Origin of the sequence: Arthrobacter sp. ISL-30 (assembly GCF_018613855.1) — a bacterium.
In the GTDB taxonomy this organism is placed as follows: Bacteria; Actinomycetota; Actinomycetes; order Actinomycetales; family Micrococcaceae; genus Arthrobacter.
In genome coordinates, this window is sequence record NZ_JAGGPK010000028.1 from 63889 (window position 1) to 78758 (window position 14870).

14 protein-coding genes are annotated in these 14870 nt (G+C 64.3%); 3 read left to right on the top strand and 11 right to left on the bottom strand.

Annotation, left to right across the window (positions count from 1 at the left end; genetic code table 11):
• Window positions 1-31: 31 nt before the first annotated feature.
• The 7 genes from J7E82_RS11760 to J7E82_RS11790 form a co-directional block, all read right to left on the bottom strand.
• Entirely contained in the window at window positions 32-544 is a 513-nt protein-coding gene (locus tag J7E82_RS11760; RefSeq protein ID WP_374223611.1) for a GNAT family N-acetyltransferase, read from the bottom strand.
• An 86-nt stretch (window positions 545-630) separates the two neighbouring features.
• Window positions 631-957, bottom strand: a complete 327-nt coding sequence (locus J7E82_RS11765) for a DUF202 domain-containing protein (RefSeq protein ID WP_214862786.1) — start codon at window positions 955-957, stop codon at window positions 631-633.
• Window positions 954-1328, bottom strand: a complete 375-nt coding sequence (locus J7E82_RS11770; RefSeq protein WP_214862787.1) for a YidH family protein — start codon at window positions 1326-1328, stop codon at window positions 954-956. Before J7E82_RS11770 ends, J7E82_RS11765 begins: the two co-directional genes overlap by 4 nt.
• A gap of 10 nt (window positions 1329-1338) precedes the next feature.
• Entirely contained in the window at window positions 1339-2340 is a 1002-nt protein-coding gene (locus tag J7E82_RS11775) for a sugar phosphate isomerase/epimerase (protein WP_214862788.1), read from the bottom strand.
• Window position 2341: 1 nt separating this feature from the next.
• The gene (locus J7E82_RS11780) at window positions 2342-3592 is read right to left on the bottom strand and encodes a Gfo/Idh/MocA family protein (protein ID WP_214862789.1); all 1251 of its coding nucleotides are present in this window, start codon (window positions 3590-3592) and stop codon (window positions 2342-2344) included.
• A 9-nt stretch (window positions 3593-3601) separates the two neighbouring features.
• Window positions 3602-4717: a Gfo/Idh/MocA family protein gene (locus J7E82_RS11785; RefSeq protein ID WP_214862790.1), complete on the bottom strand. Its 1116-nt coding sequence runs from the start codon at window positions 4715-4717 to the stop codon at window positions 3602-3604.
• A complete protein-coding gene (locus J7E82_RS11790) occupies window positions 4714-5466 on the bottom strand; it encodes a sugar phosphate isomerase/epimerase (RefSeq protein WP_214862791.1) in 753 nt (250 codons plus the stop codon). The genes J7E82_RS11785 and J7E82_RS11790 overlap by 4 nt, the downstream gene beginning before the upstream one ends.
• Window positions 5467-5643: 177 nt before the next feature.
• Between J7E82_RS11790 and J7E82_RS11795 the strand changes: the two genes are divergently transcribed.
• The gene (locus J7E82_RS11795) at window positions 5644-6864 is read left to right on the top strand and encodes an ROK family transcriptional regulator (RefSeq protein WP_214862792.1); all 1221 of its coding nucleotides are present in this window, start codon (window positions 5644-5646) and stop codon (window positions 6862-6864) included.
• Between the two features lie 59 nt (window positions 6865-6923).
• Here the strand turns inward: J7E82_RS11795 and J7E82_RS11800 are convergent, their stop codons facing one another.
• Window positions 6924-7886 carry a D-2-hydroxyacid dehydrogenase family protein gene (locus tag J7E82_RS11800; RefSeq protein ID WP_214862793.1) on the bottom strand — a complete coding sequence of 321 codons (963 nt, stop codon included), beginning with the start codon at window positions 7884-7886 and terminating at the stop codon, window positions 6924-6926.
• A 181-nt stretch (window positions 7887-8067) separates the two neighbouring features.
• On the opposite strand from J7E82_RS11800, the gene J7E82_RS11805 reads away from it, so the two are divergent.
• Window positions 8068-9267 carry an MFS transporter gene (locus tag J7E82_RS11805; protein ID WP_251041799.1) on the top strand — a complete coding sequence of 400 codons (1200 nt, stop codon included), beginning with the start codon at window positions 8068-8070 and terminating at the stop codon, window positions 9265-9267.
• 279 nt (window positions 9268-9546) lie between these two features.
• Here the strand turns inward: J7E82_RS11805 and aceB are convergent, their stop codons facing one another.
• Both aceB and aceA read right to left on the bottom strand, forming a co-directional pair.
• On the bottom strand, window positions 9547-11187 hold the full coding sequence (gene aceB, locus J7E82_RS11810) for a malate synthase A (protein WP_214862794.1): 1641 nt from the start codon (window positions 11185-11187) through the stop codon (window positions 9547-9549).
• A gap of 91 nt (window positions 11188-11278) precedes the next feature.
• The gene (aceA, locus tag J7E82_RS11815) at window positions 11279-12604 is read right to left on the bottom strand and encodes an isocitrate lyase (RefSeq protein WP_214862795.1); all 1326 of its coding nucleotides are present in this window, start codon (window positions 12602-12604) and stop codon (window positions 11279-11281) included.
• A 145-nt stretch (window positions 12605-12749) separates the two neighbouring features.
• On the opposite strand from aceA, the gene J7E82_RS11820 reads away from it, so the two are divergent.
• The gene (locus J7E82_RS11820) at window positions 12750-14261 is read left to right on the top strand and encodes an XRE family transcriptional regulator (protein WP_214862796.1); all 1512 of its coding nucleotides are present in this window, start codon (window positions 12750-12752) and stop codon (window positions 14259-14261) included.
• Between the two features lie 346 nt (window positions 14262-14607).
• On the opposite strand, the gene J7E82_RS11825 is transcribed toward J7E82_RS11820, so the two are convergent.
• Window positions 14608-14870, bottom strand: a 263-nt coding sequence (locus J7E82_RS11825) for a transposase (RefSeq protein ID WP_214862797.1), incomplete at its 5' end; no start/stop codon positions are given.

Below are 14870 nucleotides of genomic sequence, written 5' to 3' on the forward strand. Positions count from 1 at the left end.
GCTGGTCATCAAACCGCTAGTCGCTGAACTGCTAGTCACCAAACCGGTGCTCCATGACGAAATCGTGCTCGACGGCGGTACCGAGCCGAAACGATTTGGTGCCGACTTTCCGGAACCCGCACTTTTCATAGAAGCGGATTGCCCGGGCGTTTTGGCTGTTCACGCCCAGCCACATGCCACTGGCACCCGCGAGGCGGGCGTACTCGAGCGAGGCTTCCATGAGCTGGGCAGCAGCCCCCTGCCCATGGTATTCGGGGTGGACGTAGCACTTGCTGAGCTCCATGGAAGGCAGGGCTGCCAACGCGGATGCCACGTCAGGATCCGGCCTGTCCACCAGCATGGTGTAGCCGCGAAGTGTGCCGCCCTCGTCCAGCGCCAGCACGGCGATCTCCGGATCCGCCACGTAGGCGGCAAAGTTCTCCGCACTCAGGGTCGTCGCAAGGTGCGCCTGGATATCCTCCGGTGCGGAGCCGGGCGGGCAGGCCAGCGGAAAGGTGACGGCCGCAAGCTCAGCGAGCTGGCCGGCGTCGACGGCGGTAGCCATCCGGACGACATCGTTCAAGGATTCCCCCTGCTTGAGAGTGCCAGCACAGTTCAGAGCGCAAGCACAGTCCAGATTCCCCGCACAGTCTAGAGTGCCAGCACGGCGTAGATACCCAGTATGCCCAGAGCCAGCCCCGAGGCGGCGATCCATGCCACGGACATAATGTTCGGTCCCATCAGTCCCCGGACGATCGCTTCGCCTCCACGCTCATAGCGGGCACGTTGGGTGGCGAAAATCGCAGCGGCGGTTATCAGGGACACGCCCCACAGGGTCAGCACAAAGAGGCCATGATGTTCGATCCAGCGCAGGAACAAGGTGCTGACGGTCAGCAGGGCCAGAAGCGTCCGGCCCCAGGCAAGGGTTGTGCGTTCGGGCTGGAGTCCGGGGTCGTTGTGCGGCGGCGTCGCCATCATGACACCAGGACAAGGAACACGATGACCGCCGCCACGACTGCCCCACCTATGCCAAGGATTGGAGCAATCAGTGGCAGGGGAAGCGGCAGTCCGTGGCGCAGGCTCCGTTCAACCCGAAGCCACCGCAGTGCAGAACCTCCGCTGATGAACATGCCAAGGAGCAGGAGTGCTACGGACAGAGCCTTCCGTACCGGCTCCTGGAACAAGTCCCCGGTGAAGGCCTCCACAGCGATGCCTCCGGCCAGGAAAGCCAGGGACGTACGAATCCAGGCCAGGAAGGTGCGTTCATTTGCCAGGGTAAAGCGGGGATCAGGTTCACTGCCGCCCGGCAGCAGCGTTTCAGCTATCCGGCTTCGCCCCGATGACTTCATGCAGTTCCACTCATTCCTTGCTGCTGAACGCAGCATCAAAGGATGTCTGCGAGGCCGGGAAGTCGAACTTCTTCAGGGCGGCGAGGGCTTCGGGCGCTCCATGGAGGCGATCCATGCCGGCGTCTTCCCATTCTATTGAGATGGGGCCGTCGTAGCCGATCGCCGTCAGCGCGCGGAACGAGGATTCCCAGGGAACGTCTCCACGGCCCGCGGAAACGAAGTCCCAGCCCCGGCGGGGGTCGCCCCAGGGAAGGTGGGAGCCCATAACGGTGTTCCGGCCGGTGAACCGAAGCTTGGTGTCCTTGCAATCCACGTGGTAGATCCGGTCCTTGAAGTCCCAGATGAAGGACACGGGGTCGATGCCCTGCCACATCATGTGGGACGGATCCCAATTCAAACCGAACGCTTCGCGGTGGCCGATTGCTTCGAGGCTTCGGACTGTCGTCCAGTAGTCGTAGGCGATTTCGGAGGGGTGGACCTCATGGGCAAATCGCACGCCGCATTCATCGAAGACGTCCAGGATGGGGTTCCAGCGGTCAGCGAAGTCCTGGTAACCGGCGTCGATGACCTTTTCCGGGACCGGCGGGAACATGGCGACGTACTGCCAGATGGAGGAGCCAGTGAAGCCGACGACGGTCTTCACCCCAAGCGCTTTGGCCAACCGGGCAGTGTGCTTCATTTCCTCGGCCGCGCGCTGCCGGACTCCTTCGGGATCGCCGTCGCCCCAGACCCGGGGACCGACGATGGCTTCGTGGCGGAAGTCGATGGGGTCGTCGCAGACTGCCTGGCCTTTGAGGTGGTTGGAAATGGCCCAGACCTTGAGGTTGTACTTGTCCAGGATCGCGAGTTTGGACTCGACGTACCCAGGCTCGTCCCAGCGCCACGCATCGAGGTGATCTCCGGAGACGGCGATCTCGAGGCCGTCGTAGCCCCAGCCGGAGGCGAGCCTGGCGACCTCTTCGAAGGGCAGATCCGCCCACTGTCCGGTGAAGAGGGTGTACGGGCGCGGCATATCAGGCTCCTTCAATGGATGTGGACGTCGTTGCAGACGCAAGCGGGATGATTGAACTCTTCGCGTTGGCGGATTCCTCGACGGCTGCCAGGATGCGCTGGACGGCGAGGCCGTCGTCGAACGACGGCGATGGCTCGGTACCGTCGACAATTGCGGTCAGAAAGTCGCGGATTTCGTGGGTGAAGGTGTGTTCCCACCCGATGATGTGGCCTTGGGGCCACCAGGCGTCCATGTAGGGGTGTTCGGGTTCGTTCACGAGGATGCGCCGGAAGCCCTGTTCGCGGACGGGCACGGTGGCATCCAGGAAGCCCAGTTCATTGAAGGCCTCCAGATCGAACAGTAGGGAGCCCTGGTCGCCGTAGATTTCCAGCTGTAAGGAGTTCTTCTGGCCGGTGGCCATACGGGACACCTCTACCGAGGCGATGGCTCCCGAGGCGAGCGTCAGCGTCGCCCAGGCGGCGTCGTCGACCGTGACCTCTTCGGGACCAGACGGGCCGGGACGGCTGGTCACGAAGGTGTGCAGGCGGCCGGAGACGTCGGCGACGGAATCGCCGAGGAGGAACAGGACCTGGTCGATGGCGTGGGATGCGATGTCGCCAAGCGCCCCCGACCCTGCGGTTTCCTTGTTAAGCCGCCAGGTCATGGGCGATTCGGGGTCCACGAGCCAGTCCTGCAGATACGCAGCCCTGACGTGCCGAACGGTGCCGATCCGGCCTTCGGCGATGAATTCCTTGGCAAGGGCGAGGGCGGGGACGCGGCGGTAGTTGAAGCCGATCATGGACTGCACGCCCCTCGCACGGGCAGCCCGGGCCGCCTCGGTCATGGCTTCCGCTTCGGCCAGGGTATTGGCAAGGGGTTTTTCGACCAGCACGTGCTTGCCGGCTTCCAAGGCGGCGATGGCGATCTCGGCGTGCATCCAGCCCGGGGCACAGATGTCTACGATGTCGATGTCGTCGCGCCTGATCACCTCCCGCCAGTCCGTGGCCGATTCGGCCCAGCCATATGATGCGGCGGCCGCGGCCACCGCTTCAGCATCACGGCCGACGAGAACTTTCTGCTCAAAGGCCGGGACATCGAAGTAGCTGGCCACGTTCCGCCAGGCGTTGGAATGGGCCTTGCCCATGAAGGCGTAGCCGATGGCTGCCACGCCCAGCGGGCGATCACCCGGCGAGGACGGCTGCCGGGTGACCTGGGAGGACGTCTGTGGGCGGGCCTGGGGGGACGTGCCGGGGGAGCTTCCGAGGGATGTCATCGCTGGTTCCTAGAGGGTAGCTGCTGTGGGGTTCCAGTCCTCAGGGAGGGCCGGGGAGGCGGAGGCGAAGCTTTCCACGTTCACGAAGGCGCCGGTTTCGGCGGATTCGGAGATGGAGACCATGGTGTCCACCACATGGTAGGCCAAGGCGCCGGTGGCGCGGTGGGGGACTCCGGTACGCATTGAACGTGCCATGTCCAGCACTCCCATACCCCGGCCGTTCGCCGGTCCTGTTGCGGGGACAGTGGTCCAGTCCTCGTCGCCCGCACGCCACAGCTTGATGTCGCCATGGAAGTAGTTGGGATCAGGGAGGGAGATGGTGGCCTCCGTGCCCGTGATCTCCACAAAACCCATGTTGGTGCGCGGGGACTCGAAGCTAAACACGCTGTGCGAGGATTGGCCGCCCTCGAACTCCGCCATCGCGCTGACGTGGGTGGGGACCTCCACTGGGAATTCCTCGCCGGCCTTGGGTCCCGAGCCGATGACGCGCGTTGTCTGGGATGAAGAGCCGACGGCGGCCACGCGGCGGACCGAGCCGAAGGTCTGGACCAGTGCCGTGAGGTAGTAGGGACCCATATCGAAGAGAGGCCCGGCACCATGCTGGAACAGGAAGGCAGGATTCGGGTGCCACGACTCGGGCCCGGGCGTCTGGAACATCGTCAGGGCCGTCAGCGGCGTGCCGATGTCTCCGCGTTCGATGATGCGGCGGGCCGTCTGCAGGCCGGCACCGAGGAAGGTGTCGGGGGCACAGCCAAGCCGGATCCCTGCGGCGTCGGCGTGCTTCAGTAGCCCCAACCCGGATTCGCGATCCAGGGAGAACGGCTTCTCTGTCCAGACGTGCTTGCCTGCGTCCACCGCTGCCGTGGCAACCTCCACGTGGGCCGCGGGGATGGTCAGGTTGACGACGATCTCGACGTCGGGGTGGTTCAGGGCGAGCTCGGGTGAGCCCCACTCCGGAATGCCGTATTCCTCCGCCCGCGCCTTGGCAGCTTCCTCGAAGAGGTCCGCGATGACGTGCACCTTAAGGTCCGGGAAAACCGTGAGGTTGTCCAGATATTGCTTGCTGATGTTGCCCGCTCCGATGACGGCGACGCCGACCGGGCCATGGCCAGCGGCGGCGCTCACGCGTCGGCTCCGGTGGAGGCTGCAGACTTCTGCAGGAACTCGAGGCTCTGGGTGATGCCTTCAAAAATGTCACCGGAGTAGTCGTCGAACTCAACCACGCCCACCTCAAGGGACTTGGCTGCGGCGATGACGTCCAGGACGGGGATGATGCCCTGGCCTGCGGGCTGCTGCGCCTTGGTATCCGTGGTGGCTGGCCCATCCTTGATGTGGATGAGCTTCACGCGGTCACCCAGCCTGCTGAGTAGTTCTACGGGGTCCTGGCCTCCGACCGCCACCCAGTAGGTGTCCACTTCGAGGACCAGTTCGGGGTCCAGGAGGTCAGCGAAGTATTCCAGCGCAGTGCGGCCCTCGATGGTGGACTCCAGCTCCCAGGCGTGGTTGTGATAGCCGACCCGGATGCCATACTCGGCGCCCTTCTTGGCGGCGGCGTTCAATTTCACGGCGGTTGCCTGAATGTCTTCTGCCGACTGCCAATGCTCGGCGGGCAGGAAAGGATCGATGACGGTCTTGATTCCGAGCTCCCTGGCCGCCGCGAAGATCTGGTCCTGGTCCTGGCTGAGCAGCGGGGCGTGCCCCGACTGAGCCGTCAGGCCGTTTTCCCTCAGCGCGGCCCCGAGCTCCTGTGCCGTCTCCACGAAGTTGTAAGGCTCGACCTGGGTGAAGCCGATCTCTGCCACGCGGCGGATGGTTCCGGGGAGGTCCTCCTGCATCGCGTTTCGCAGGGTGTACAGCTGGATTGAATACGACATTGTGTTCCTTTACTGGCGGCTCTTCAGAATCTCGGACGAAGACCGGTTGCCGGTCCGGTGATGCTCCCCACAACAACCTAAAGGGACTTCTGTCGATGGTCAAGCAAAAGTGGTATTCCGCTCGTCGTACTTTTCAGTAACTGACACGCATAAGCATCACGTGCTATCACTTATTGCATGACTTCAGCGCCCCCACGAGAGACAGGGAAAGACGGCCCGGCACCCGATGCCGGGAGTCTCTCGCGCGCCGGAGATCTCTTCCAGTTGCTCCGGGACGGCCGTGCGCGCACCCGTGCTGAACTTGCCCTGACTACGGGGCTCGCCCGTTCCACGGTCGCTTCCCGGATTGACGCGCTTATGCTTTCCGGACTGGTCGGGCCGGCCGGCGAGGCGAGCTCAAGCGGAGGCAGACCGCCGTCGCGCTTTGCCTTCAACCCGGCCGCCCGCGTGGTGCTGGCCGTCGACGTCGGTGCCACCCACGTGATTGTTGCCGTCACCGACCTGGGCGGGAAAGTCCTGGCCGAGCAGCGGCTGCCCCAACTGGTTTCTGATGGGCCCGAGACTGTGCTGGAGCGGGTGGTCGAAGAAGGGCGCAGGCTCCTGGCCGAGGCCGGGCGGAGCCTTGAGGAGCTCGCCGGAGTTGGCATTGGGCTCCCGGGACCTGTGGAGCATGACACCGGCAGGCCGGTGAAGCCGCCGATCATGCCGGGGTGGGATGGCTTCGACGTCGTCCGCTTTGTCCAGCGCTCGCTGCCAGTTCCGGTCCTCGTGGATAACGACGTCAACATCATGGCATTGGGAGAGCGGACTGCCCACTGGCCCGAGCACGACAACTTCCTGTTCATCAAGGTGGCCACCGGTATCGGCGCCGGCATCATCAGCAGCGGACAGTTACAGCGTGGCGCGAACGGCACTGCTGGCGACCTCGGCCACGTCCGGGTTCCGCGCGGGGACGACGTTCTCTGCCGCTGCGGAAATTATGGCTGCCTGGAGGCGCTGGCTTCGGGGCCGGCAATCGCGCGTGAGCTGCGGGAGGGAGGGGTCGACGCCGAGACAGGCAGCGGCGTCCTGAAGCTGGTCGCCAGCGGCAACCCGCAGGCCGTCCACGCCTTGAGGCAGGCGGGGCGGGATATCGGGGACGTCCTGGCCACGGTCGTGAACCTGCTCAATCCATCCGTGATCGTGATTGGCGGCAGCATCGGTCAGGCCGGCGAAAACCTCGTCGCAGGGATTCGCGAAGTCGTCTACCGGCGGTCCCTGCCGCTCGCTACCTCGCATCTCCGGATCGGTCTCTCCATGGCCGGCGACCAGGCCGCTGTGCTCGGCGCCAGCCACCTGGTGATCCAGCACGTTCTCTCGCCGTCGGTGATTGAGTCCACCCTGCAGGCAGCTGGTTAGCGCTCTGGGCCGCGCGCCCGCCTATGCGGTTCGCGCGCGAATGTTCGAGCCGCGCCCGGCTATGGGGTGAGCTGGCGCAGGGGAGCGCCGTCCAGCCAGGCGACGACGTCGTCGTACGCCCCGCCGTAAAAGCGTTCATAGCTCTCCCGGGTCACATACCCGAGATGGGGTGCGAGTACGGTGTTTGGTGCGCCGAGGATCGGATGGCCGGCCGGCAGCGGCTCCTCATCGTAGACGTCCAGTGCTGCTCCGCGGATCCATCCATCATTAAGCGCGCGAATAAGCGCGTCCTGATCAACGAGCGGACCGCGAGCCGTGTTGACCAGCACTCCTTCGGGCCCCAGCAGTCGAAGTTCCGGCTCACCGACAATCCCTTTCGAACGCTCGGACAGGCGCAAATGGAGGGACACGACGTCGGACTCGCGGAAGAGTTCATCCTTGTCCACCCTCCGAACCCCTGCTCCAGCCGCCGCTTCCTCCGTCAGGTTCTGGCTCCAGGCCAAGACGTTCATTCCGAAGGCCTGGCCGTAGGCAGCAATCCTCGTGCCGATCTTTCCCAGGCCCACAATGCCGAGCGTCTTGCCCGAAAGCTCGAAGCCGACGGTTCCCTGCCAGCCGCCACCCCGAACACGGTTTTCCTCGATAGTGAGGCTTCGGGCGAAGGCCAGCAGCAGTGCCCAGGTCATTTCGGGAGCCGCTGAGGGCGAGCCGAGGGTGCCGCAGACTGTGACACCGTGGTCCGTGGCGGCCTCGACATCGATGGAAGCATTGGCCATTCCCGTAGTGACCAGTAGCTTCAGGCGGGGGAGCTTTTCGATCACCGAGCGTGGGAACGGTGTCCGCTCCCGCATCGCGATGACGATTTCGAAGTCCTTCAAAACATCGACCACTTCGCCCTCTGATGCGAAGTGCTTCCCGAAGACGGTGGTGGAGACCCCTTTGCTCCCGAGGGAGTTCCATGGGGCGAATCCCTCAGCCACGTGCTGGTAGTCGTCCAGGATGGCAAGCCTGTACGTCGTCATGATGAGCTCCCTTTGCTTGTTGCGACTCATCGTAGTTGGTGCGGGCCTCCGGGTACGTGAGCAACGACATGACGCCAACGGATAGGCGGATTCGTGGGACCGTGATAGCAATAAAGGTGATGAAATCGCTTTCTCCTACTCATCCGCTAACCCCGTGACTGGCCGCGTCGGGACCGGCTCCTTGACGCCGGGGCGCTTCGCCGCGAAGGTTCCGCCGGCCGGGCTGCTCCTGGTCTGCATCGCCTTCATCGCGTTGAACATGCGCGGACCCTTCGTCGCCGTGGCTCCCGTCGTGGGCCGTATGCAGTCCGATCTCGGCTTCTCCTCCGTGGAGCTCGGCCTGCTGACCGGCATCCCCGTGCTGTGCTTCTCCCTCGCGTCGCCGTTGGCATCCCTGGCGGGACGTCGCTTCGGAGCCGAGTTTGCGGTCATGCTGACCTTGCTCGGCGTGCTGGCCGGCGTCGTGATCCGCTCCCTGGACGGCGGCATGGCGGTGATGCTTGGAACGGTGCTGATCGGCCTGGCCATCACCATCGGCAACATTTCGGTGCCGCTGATCATCCGCCGCGACTTTCCTGCCAAACGCCAGGGCACGGCGATGGGCATTTACACGGCAGCCTTGAACATTGGCTCGTTCCTGACCTCCGTGGCTACGGCCCCGCTGGCGGAGCTGTTGGGGTGGCGGCTCGCCCTTGCATCCAGCGGCATCCTGGCCGTGGCCGCAGTCGTGCTCTGGATGGCAGCTGTTGGAGGCCGCGGCGCCCTGGTGCCGGCCGCGGTTGGGGCGAGCGCCGGCAAGCCCAAATCGCGTAAGGCCGGCTCAGTGTGGATCACCACGGGGCTTACGATCGGCTTCGCTGGGCAGGCCTTCTCCTATTACGGAATCACGGCATGGCTGCCGAGCTTCCTCTCCGACGAGCTCGGGATGACTGCGGCGGAGGCCGGTGCGGGCTCGTCCCTGTTCCAGATCCTGGCAATAGTGGGCGGCCTCGGAGTGCCGCTCGCGGCACGATTCGCAAGTACGACGGCGATCGCGGTTACCTTGGGAGCGCTGTGGCTGTCCGTTCCCGTGGGTCTCCTGCTGCTGCCGGAACTGTGGTGGCTATGGTCTTCGTTCGGCGGGGTGGCCCAAGGCGGGGGCATCACCGTGATCTTCCTCGCGGTCATCAGATATGCCCGCGACCAGGCGTCGGCGGGGCGGATGTCCGCCGTCGTCCAGGGAGTCGGCTACTGCTTCGCCGCGCTGTCACCCACTGTGGTGGGGTACGTCCATTCCGTGACCGGTTCCTGGACGGTTCCGCTTCTGGTCATCCTGGGGTCTGTGCTGGCCTTCGTTCTGTGCACGACCCTTTCAGTGAGTCGGGTGGCCAGGCAACGCTGAGGCGCTTGCACCGCCGTATCCTCCCACCCCACTCGCCAAACGACAGATCACGGCAAATGCTTTCGAGAAACATCTGCCGTGATCTGTCATGTATCGGGGTTATTTAGTTGTGGTGGGATCCGTTTGCCGGGCTGCCTCCCCGACCATCGGGGTCACTTGTTGCGAAGAGTGGCGGCAGCCCAGCCGACGGAGTTTCTCCCGCCCAACTGACTGACAGTTGTTGCCCTCATGGACCGTCATAACGACAACAACTGCTGGTCAGATGGAGGTTGGTCTGCCCTACGCGGCGACGAGTTCCGGTTCGCGGGACTGGTGCAGGTACCGGGTGTAGGCGGGGATGGTGAGGAAGGCCGGGAATTCTTCGGTGAGGGTTACTTCTTCGAAGATGGCGCGGGCGTGTTCGAAGCGGTCGCCGTCGAAGCGCTCGAGCCGGGCGAATTCGTCGTCGAGCATTTCTTCGATCCATTCGCGGGTGATGAGGTCTCCGTGTTCGGTGATGGCGTGGGAGTAGATCCACTGCCACAGCTGTGAGCGCGAGATTTCGGCGGTCGCGGCGTCTTCCATGAGGTTGTGGATGGCGACGGCGCCGTTGCCCCGCAGCCAGGATTCGATGTAGCGGATCCCGACTTCGATGTTGTTCCGGATGCCCTGTTCCGTGATCGTGCCGTGGGTTGAGGCGATGTCGATCAGGGCACGGTCGTCCGGGGTGACGTCCTCGCGGGAACGGCCCAGCTGGTTGGGTTTTTCGCCGAGGACCGAATCGAACACCTCCTTGCATACCGGCACCAGGTCGGGGTGGGCCACCCAGGAGCCGTCGAAGCCGTCGTTGGCTTCGCGGGTCTTGTCGGCCCGGACCTTTTCGAACGCAATGGCGTTCGCGGCCTGGTCCTTGCGGTTTGGGATGGCAGCGGCCATGCCGCCGATCGCCATGGCGCCACGCCGGTGGCAGGCACGGACGAGCTGCTCGGTGTAGGCACGCATAAACGGGGCTGTCATGGTCACCTGAACGCGGTCCGGGAGCACGAAACGGGGCCCACGGGTGCGGAAGTTCTTGATCACCGAGAAGATGTAGTCCCACCGGCCGGCGTTCAGGCCCGAGGCGTGGTCCCGCAGTTCGTACAGGATTTCCTCCATCTCGAACGCGGCGGTGATGGTCTCGATCAGCACTGTGGCACGGATGGTGCCCTGGGGGATGCCCAGCAGGTCCTGGGCGAGGATGAACACGTCGTTCCACAGCCTGGCCTCGAGGTGGTTCTCGATTTTCGGTAGGTAGAAGTACGGTCCCTTGCCCTGGGCCAGGAGGCGGCGGGCGTTGTGGAAGAAGTACAGGCCAAAGTCCACGATGCCGCCGGCCACGGGCTTGCCGTCGATCAGCATATGCTTCTCAGGCAGGTGCCAGCCGCGGGGGCGCACCACGATGGTGGGCAGGTCCCCGGCCGGACGCAGCTTGTACTCCTTGCCCTCTGCCGAAGTGAAGTCGATCCGGCGCTCAAGGGCATCGGTGAGGTTCAGCTGGCCCTTGATCACGTTCCGCCACGACGGCGTGGAGGAGTCCTCCATGTCCGCAAGCCATACCTTCGCCCCGGAGTTCAGGGCGTTGATGGTCATCTTCCGGTCCACAGGTCCGGTGATCTCGACCCGGCGGTCCTCCAGGCCCGGGGCCGGAGGAGCGACCCGCCAGCTCGGATCGTTCCGGATGGACTCCGTTTCCTTCAGGAACCGCGGGTCCTGCCCTGTGCTGATCCGATTGCGCCGCTCCTCGCGGGCCTGCAGCAGTTCCTCGCGACGCTCCTCGGTAGCCCGGTGAAGCCTGGCAACAAACTCCACGGCATCGGGAGTCAAAACCTCGTTCTGCCGATGAATAGGCTGCGCAGTGGATGTGATGCCGTTGATAGTGAAGTTATCGGTGAAGCTGTTCATTGGAGTTCTCCTTAGGAGGCCAACTGACTGGCAGTAGATGCCGTTATGAGCGTTCATAACGGCATCTACTGCGATCTAGTTGGGGGAAGTTTTAGTGGAACTGGCCTTCTTCGGTGGATCCCACCAAGGCCAGGGTGGATGCGTTCGGGTTGAGCGCAGTGGCGATGTCGTCGAAGTAGCCGGTGCCGACTTCGCGCTGGTGCTTGGTTGCGGTGTAGCCGCGGGACTCGGAGGCGAATTCCTTCTCCTGCAGCTCGATGTAGGCGCTCATGCCTTCACGGGCGTAGCCATGGGCGAGGTCGAACATCGAGTAGTTCAGGGCGTGGAAGCCGGCCAGGGTGATGAACTGGAAGGTGAAGCCCATGGCACCGAGTTCGCGCTGGAACTTAGCGATGGTGGCGTCGTCCAGGTGCTTGCGCCAGTTGAATGACGGCGAGCAGTTGTAGGAGAGCATCTGGTCCGGGAACTCGGCCTTGACCGCTTCAGCGAACTTGCGGGCCAGCTCCAGGTCCGGGGTGCCGGTCTCCATCCAGATGAGGTCGGAGTATGGGGCGTAGGCCTTGGCGCGGGCAATGCAGGGTTCGATGCCGTTGCGGACCTTGTAGAAGCCCTCGGGGGTGCGTTCCCCAGTGATGAATTCCTGGTCGCGCTCGTCGACGTCGGAGGTAATCAGGGTGGCTGCCTCGGCGTCGGTGCGGGCGATGATGACGGACGGGGTGCCAGCAACGTCGGCTGCGAGGCGTGCGGCGTTCAGTGTCCGGATGTGCTGCTGGGTGGGGATGAGGACCTTGCCGCCAAGGTGGCCGCACTTCTTTTCCGACGCGAGCTGGTCCTCCCAGTGAACACCGGAGGCGCCGGCGGCAATCATGGATTTCATGAGCTCATAGGCGTTCAGCGGGCCGCCGAAGCCGGCCTCTGCGTCGGCGACGATCGGTACCAGCCAGTCCTGAACTGTCTGGATGCCTTCGGAGTACTCGATCTGGTCGGCACGGAGCAGCGCGTTGTTGATGCGGCGGACAACCTGGGGGACCGAGTTGGCCGGGTAGAGCGACTGGTCCGGGTAGGTGTGGCCCGACAGGTTGGCGTCGGCGGCGACCTGCCAGCCCGAAAGGTAGATGGCCCGCAGGCCGGCCTTGACCTGCTGCACGGCCTGGTTGCCTGTCAGGGCGCCGAGGGCGTTGGTGTACTTTCCTTCGCGGTGCTCTTCGCTGAGCTGCTTCCACAGTTTCTCGGAACCGCGGCGGGCCAGGGTGTGTTCTTCGGAGACGCGGCCGCGGAGGCGGACGACGTCGGTGGCCGAGTAGTCGCGGGTGACGCCTTCCCAACGCGGGTTGGCAGTCCATTCAAGCTCCAGCGCCGCGGCCTGCTGCTCTGCGGTCGCTGGCGCGGGCTGTGCTGGATCAAATGCTGCGGTCATTATTCTGTCTCCTTGGTGGGTTCCGGCGCCGACCGTCCCTGCGCCTTTGAAGGGCCGGCCAGCTGTTCCGGAGGGGTGTTTCTTTCCGTGACTCTTACTTTTCTGCACTTTCCAAGGGCTTTCTAGAGGAAAATGCTGGAAAGAAATGCAGTTCTTCACGTATTCTTCAGAAATGTCGCCTTCAAGCTGGAACAGGGAAGTTTCGCACACGCCGTCGTCCGCTCCCGGGGGAGTGGACGTCATTAGCCTTGGCCGCCGCGTGCGGCACCTGCGCAAGCAGGCCCGGCTGACGCTCGATGACCTGAGTGCCGCCGTCGGGACTGCACCGAGCCAGCTGAGCCTCATCGAGAACGGCAAGCGCGAACCGAAACTGGGGCTGCTGCAGCAGCTCGCCGGTGCGCTGGGGGTGAGCATCGACCAGCTCCTGGGCGCCGAGCCGCCAAGCCGGCGGGCGGCCCTGGAAATTGAGCTCGAACGGTACCAGCGCGGGCCCCTGTACGAGTCCCTAAACCTGCCGAAAATCCGCATCAGTTCGCGGCTTCCGGTGGATGTGCTCGAGGCCCAGGTGGGCCTGCTCCAGGAGCTGGAACGCAAGATGAATGAGCAGGTTGCGACGCCGGAGGAAGCCCGCCGCGCGAACGGCGAGCTGCGTGCCATGATGCGCGAGCGAGGCAACTACTTCCCTGAGTACGAGGCCGAGGCGCAAAAGGTCCTCAAGGAGGTGGGCTACAGCTCCGGTCCGTTGAGCCAGCATGTCATCGCGGACATCGCGGCGCACCTCGGTTTCTCGCTCCACCACGTTGGGGATTTGCCCCATTCCACGCGTTCGGTCACCGATTTGAAGAATCGCAGAATTTACCTGACGCAGAGCCAGCGGCAGGACCACGACCCCCGTTCCGTGCTGCTGCAGGCCCTTGGACACTACGTCCTGGGCCATGAAACGCCTCGCAACTATGGAGACTTCCTGGCCCAACGCGTAGCCACGAACTACTTCGCCGCGTCGCTCTTGCTGCCCGAACAGGCCACGGTGGAGTTCCTGCAAAATGCCAAGGCAGCCAAGGAAATCGCCGTGGAGGACATCCGGGACGCCTTCGCGGTGTCCTACGAGACTGCAGCACACCGCTTCACCAACCTGGCCACCCAGCACCTGGGCCTCACTACGCATTTCCAGAAAACGCATCAGAGCGGCATCATCTACAAGGCTTACGAGAACGACGGCGTGACCTTCCCGCAGGACCACACCGGCGCAATCGAGGGGCAGCCGTCGTGCAAGGCGTGGACGTCCCGGGCCGTCTTCGATGTGCCCGACAAGTTCAGCGCCTATAGCCAGTACACAGACACGCCGTCGGGCACCTACTGGTGCACCGCGCGGACGGAACGCTCCGCCAGCGGCGAGTTCTCGCTCAGCATCGGTGTGCCGTACCAGCACGTGAAATGGTTCCGGGGGCGGGAGACGACGGCGCGGGCCACGTCCACTTGCCCGGACCCGAACTGCTGCAAGCGCCCGCCGGCGTCGTTGGCGTCAGAATGGGCCGGAAATGCCTGGCCGTCCGCCCGTGCCCACTCTCATCTGCTGGCGGCCATGCCTCCGGGAGCGTTCCCTGGCGTGGACGAGACCGAGGTTTATTCGTTCCTGGCGGCGCACTCGGGGAATTAGGGGCGGTTTTGGTGGGTGTAGCACACGCGGCCACCCATTTTTGCGAGACGGCCATGAATATGGGAATTAATCGAGGTTCATAGTTCCTTGGCAGCGCTGCGGGCGAGCCGGTCGTCGTGAGCTGCCAAGAACGATTGGTCTAATCCGTGGTTCTGTCGCCATTTCTTTGCTTCCTTTATGGCTCTTCTAGCGTCCTGCTAAGCCTTGATCCACCGATCCGTGGTCGGTTCTGATTGATTGTCGGGCGGGCAGCGGATTCTGGTTTCGGGCACGGCGGATCGCCGGCCTCGCTGCCGGTGGTGTTCCACTGGATGGTCTTGGCCGTTTTCGGCGGGCGGGCGGGGTCCTATGCCGTTTGCGGTGGGGCGTGGACGGTGCTGAATAGCCCTTCCCAAGCGCATTGCCAGGGCCAGGCTGTAGGCAGGTGAAGACGGATGCATCGCGCGCTGGTGGCGATGCGGGCCGGGATGTGGATTAGTTTGCGGCGGATCGTGCCGGTCCGGGCCTTGCCGAAGGGGCCCGCGGCGAGGATCCCGGCGGCGCGGCTGAGGTTGTAGGCCATGACCGCGGCAACGAGCCAGGCCGAGTTCGCGGCAAAAACGCTTGAGG

Coding starts and splice junctions, on each gene's coding strand:
- J7E82_RS11760 (WP_374223611.1), bottom strand. CDS start 544: ATGGCTACCGCCGTCGACGCCGGCCAGCTCGCTGAGCTTGCGGCCGTC.
- J7E82_RS11765 (WP_214862786.1), bottom strand. CDS start 957: ATGATGGCGACGCCGCCGCACAACGACCCCGGACTCCAGCCCGAACGC.
- J7E82_RS11770 (WP_214862787.1), bottom strand. CDS start 1,328: ATGAAGTCATCGGGGCGAAGCCGGATAGCTGAAACGCTGCTGCCGGGC.
- J7E82_RS11775 (WP_214862788.1), bottom strand. CDS start 2,340: ATGCCGCGCCCGTACACCCTCTTCACCGGACAGTGGGCGGATCTGCCC.
- J7E82_RS11780 (WP_214862789.1), bottom strand. CDS start 3,592: ATGACATCCCTCGGAAGCTCCCCCGGCACGTCCCCCCAGGCCCGCCCA.
- J7E82_RS11790 (WP_214862791.1), bottom strand. CDS start 5,466: ATGTCGTATTCAATCCAGCTGTACACCCTGCGAAACGCGATGCAGGAG.
- J7E82_RS11795 (WP_214862792.1), top strand. CDS start 5,644: ATGACTTCAGCGCCCCCACGAGAGACAGGGAAAGACGGCCCGGCACCC.
- J7E82_RS11800 (WP_214862793.1), bottom strand. CDS start 7,886: ATGACGACGTACAGGCTTGCCATCCTGGACGACTACCAGCACGTGGCT.
- aceB (WP_214862794.1), bottom strand. CDS start 11,187: ATGAACAGCTTCACCGATAACTTCACTATCAACGGCATCACATCCACT.
- aceA (WP_214862795.1), bottom strand. CDS start 12,604: ATGACCGCAGCATTTGATCCAGCACAGCCCGCGCCAGCGACCGCAGAG.
- J7E82_RS11820 (WP_214862796.1), top strand. CDS start 12,750: ATGCAGTTCTTCACGTATTCTTCAGAAATGTCGCCTTCAAGCTGGAAC.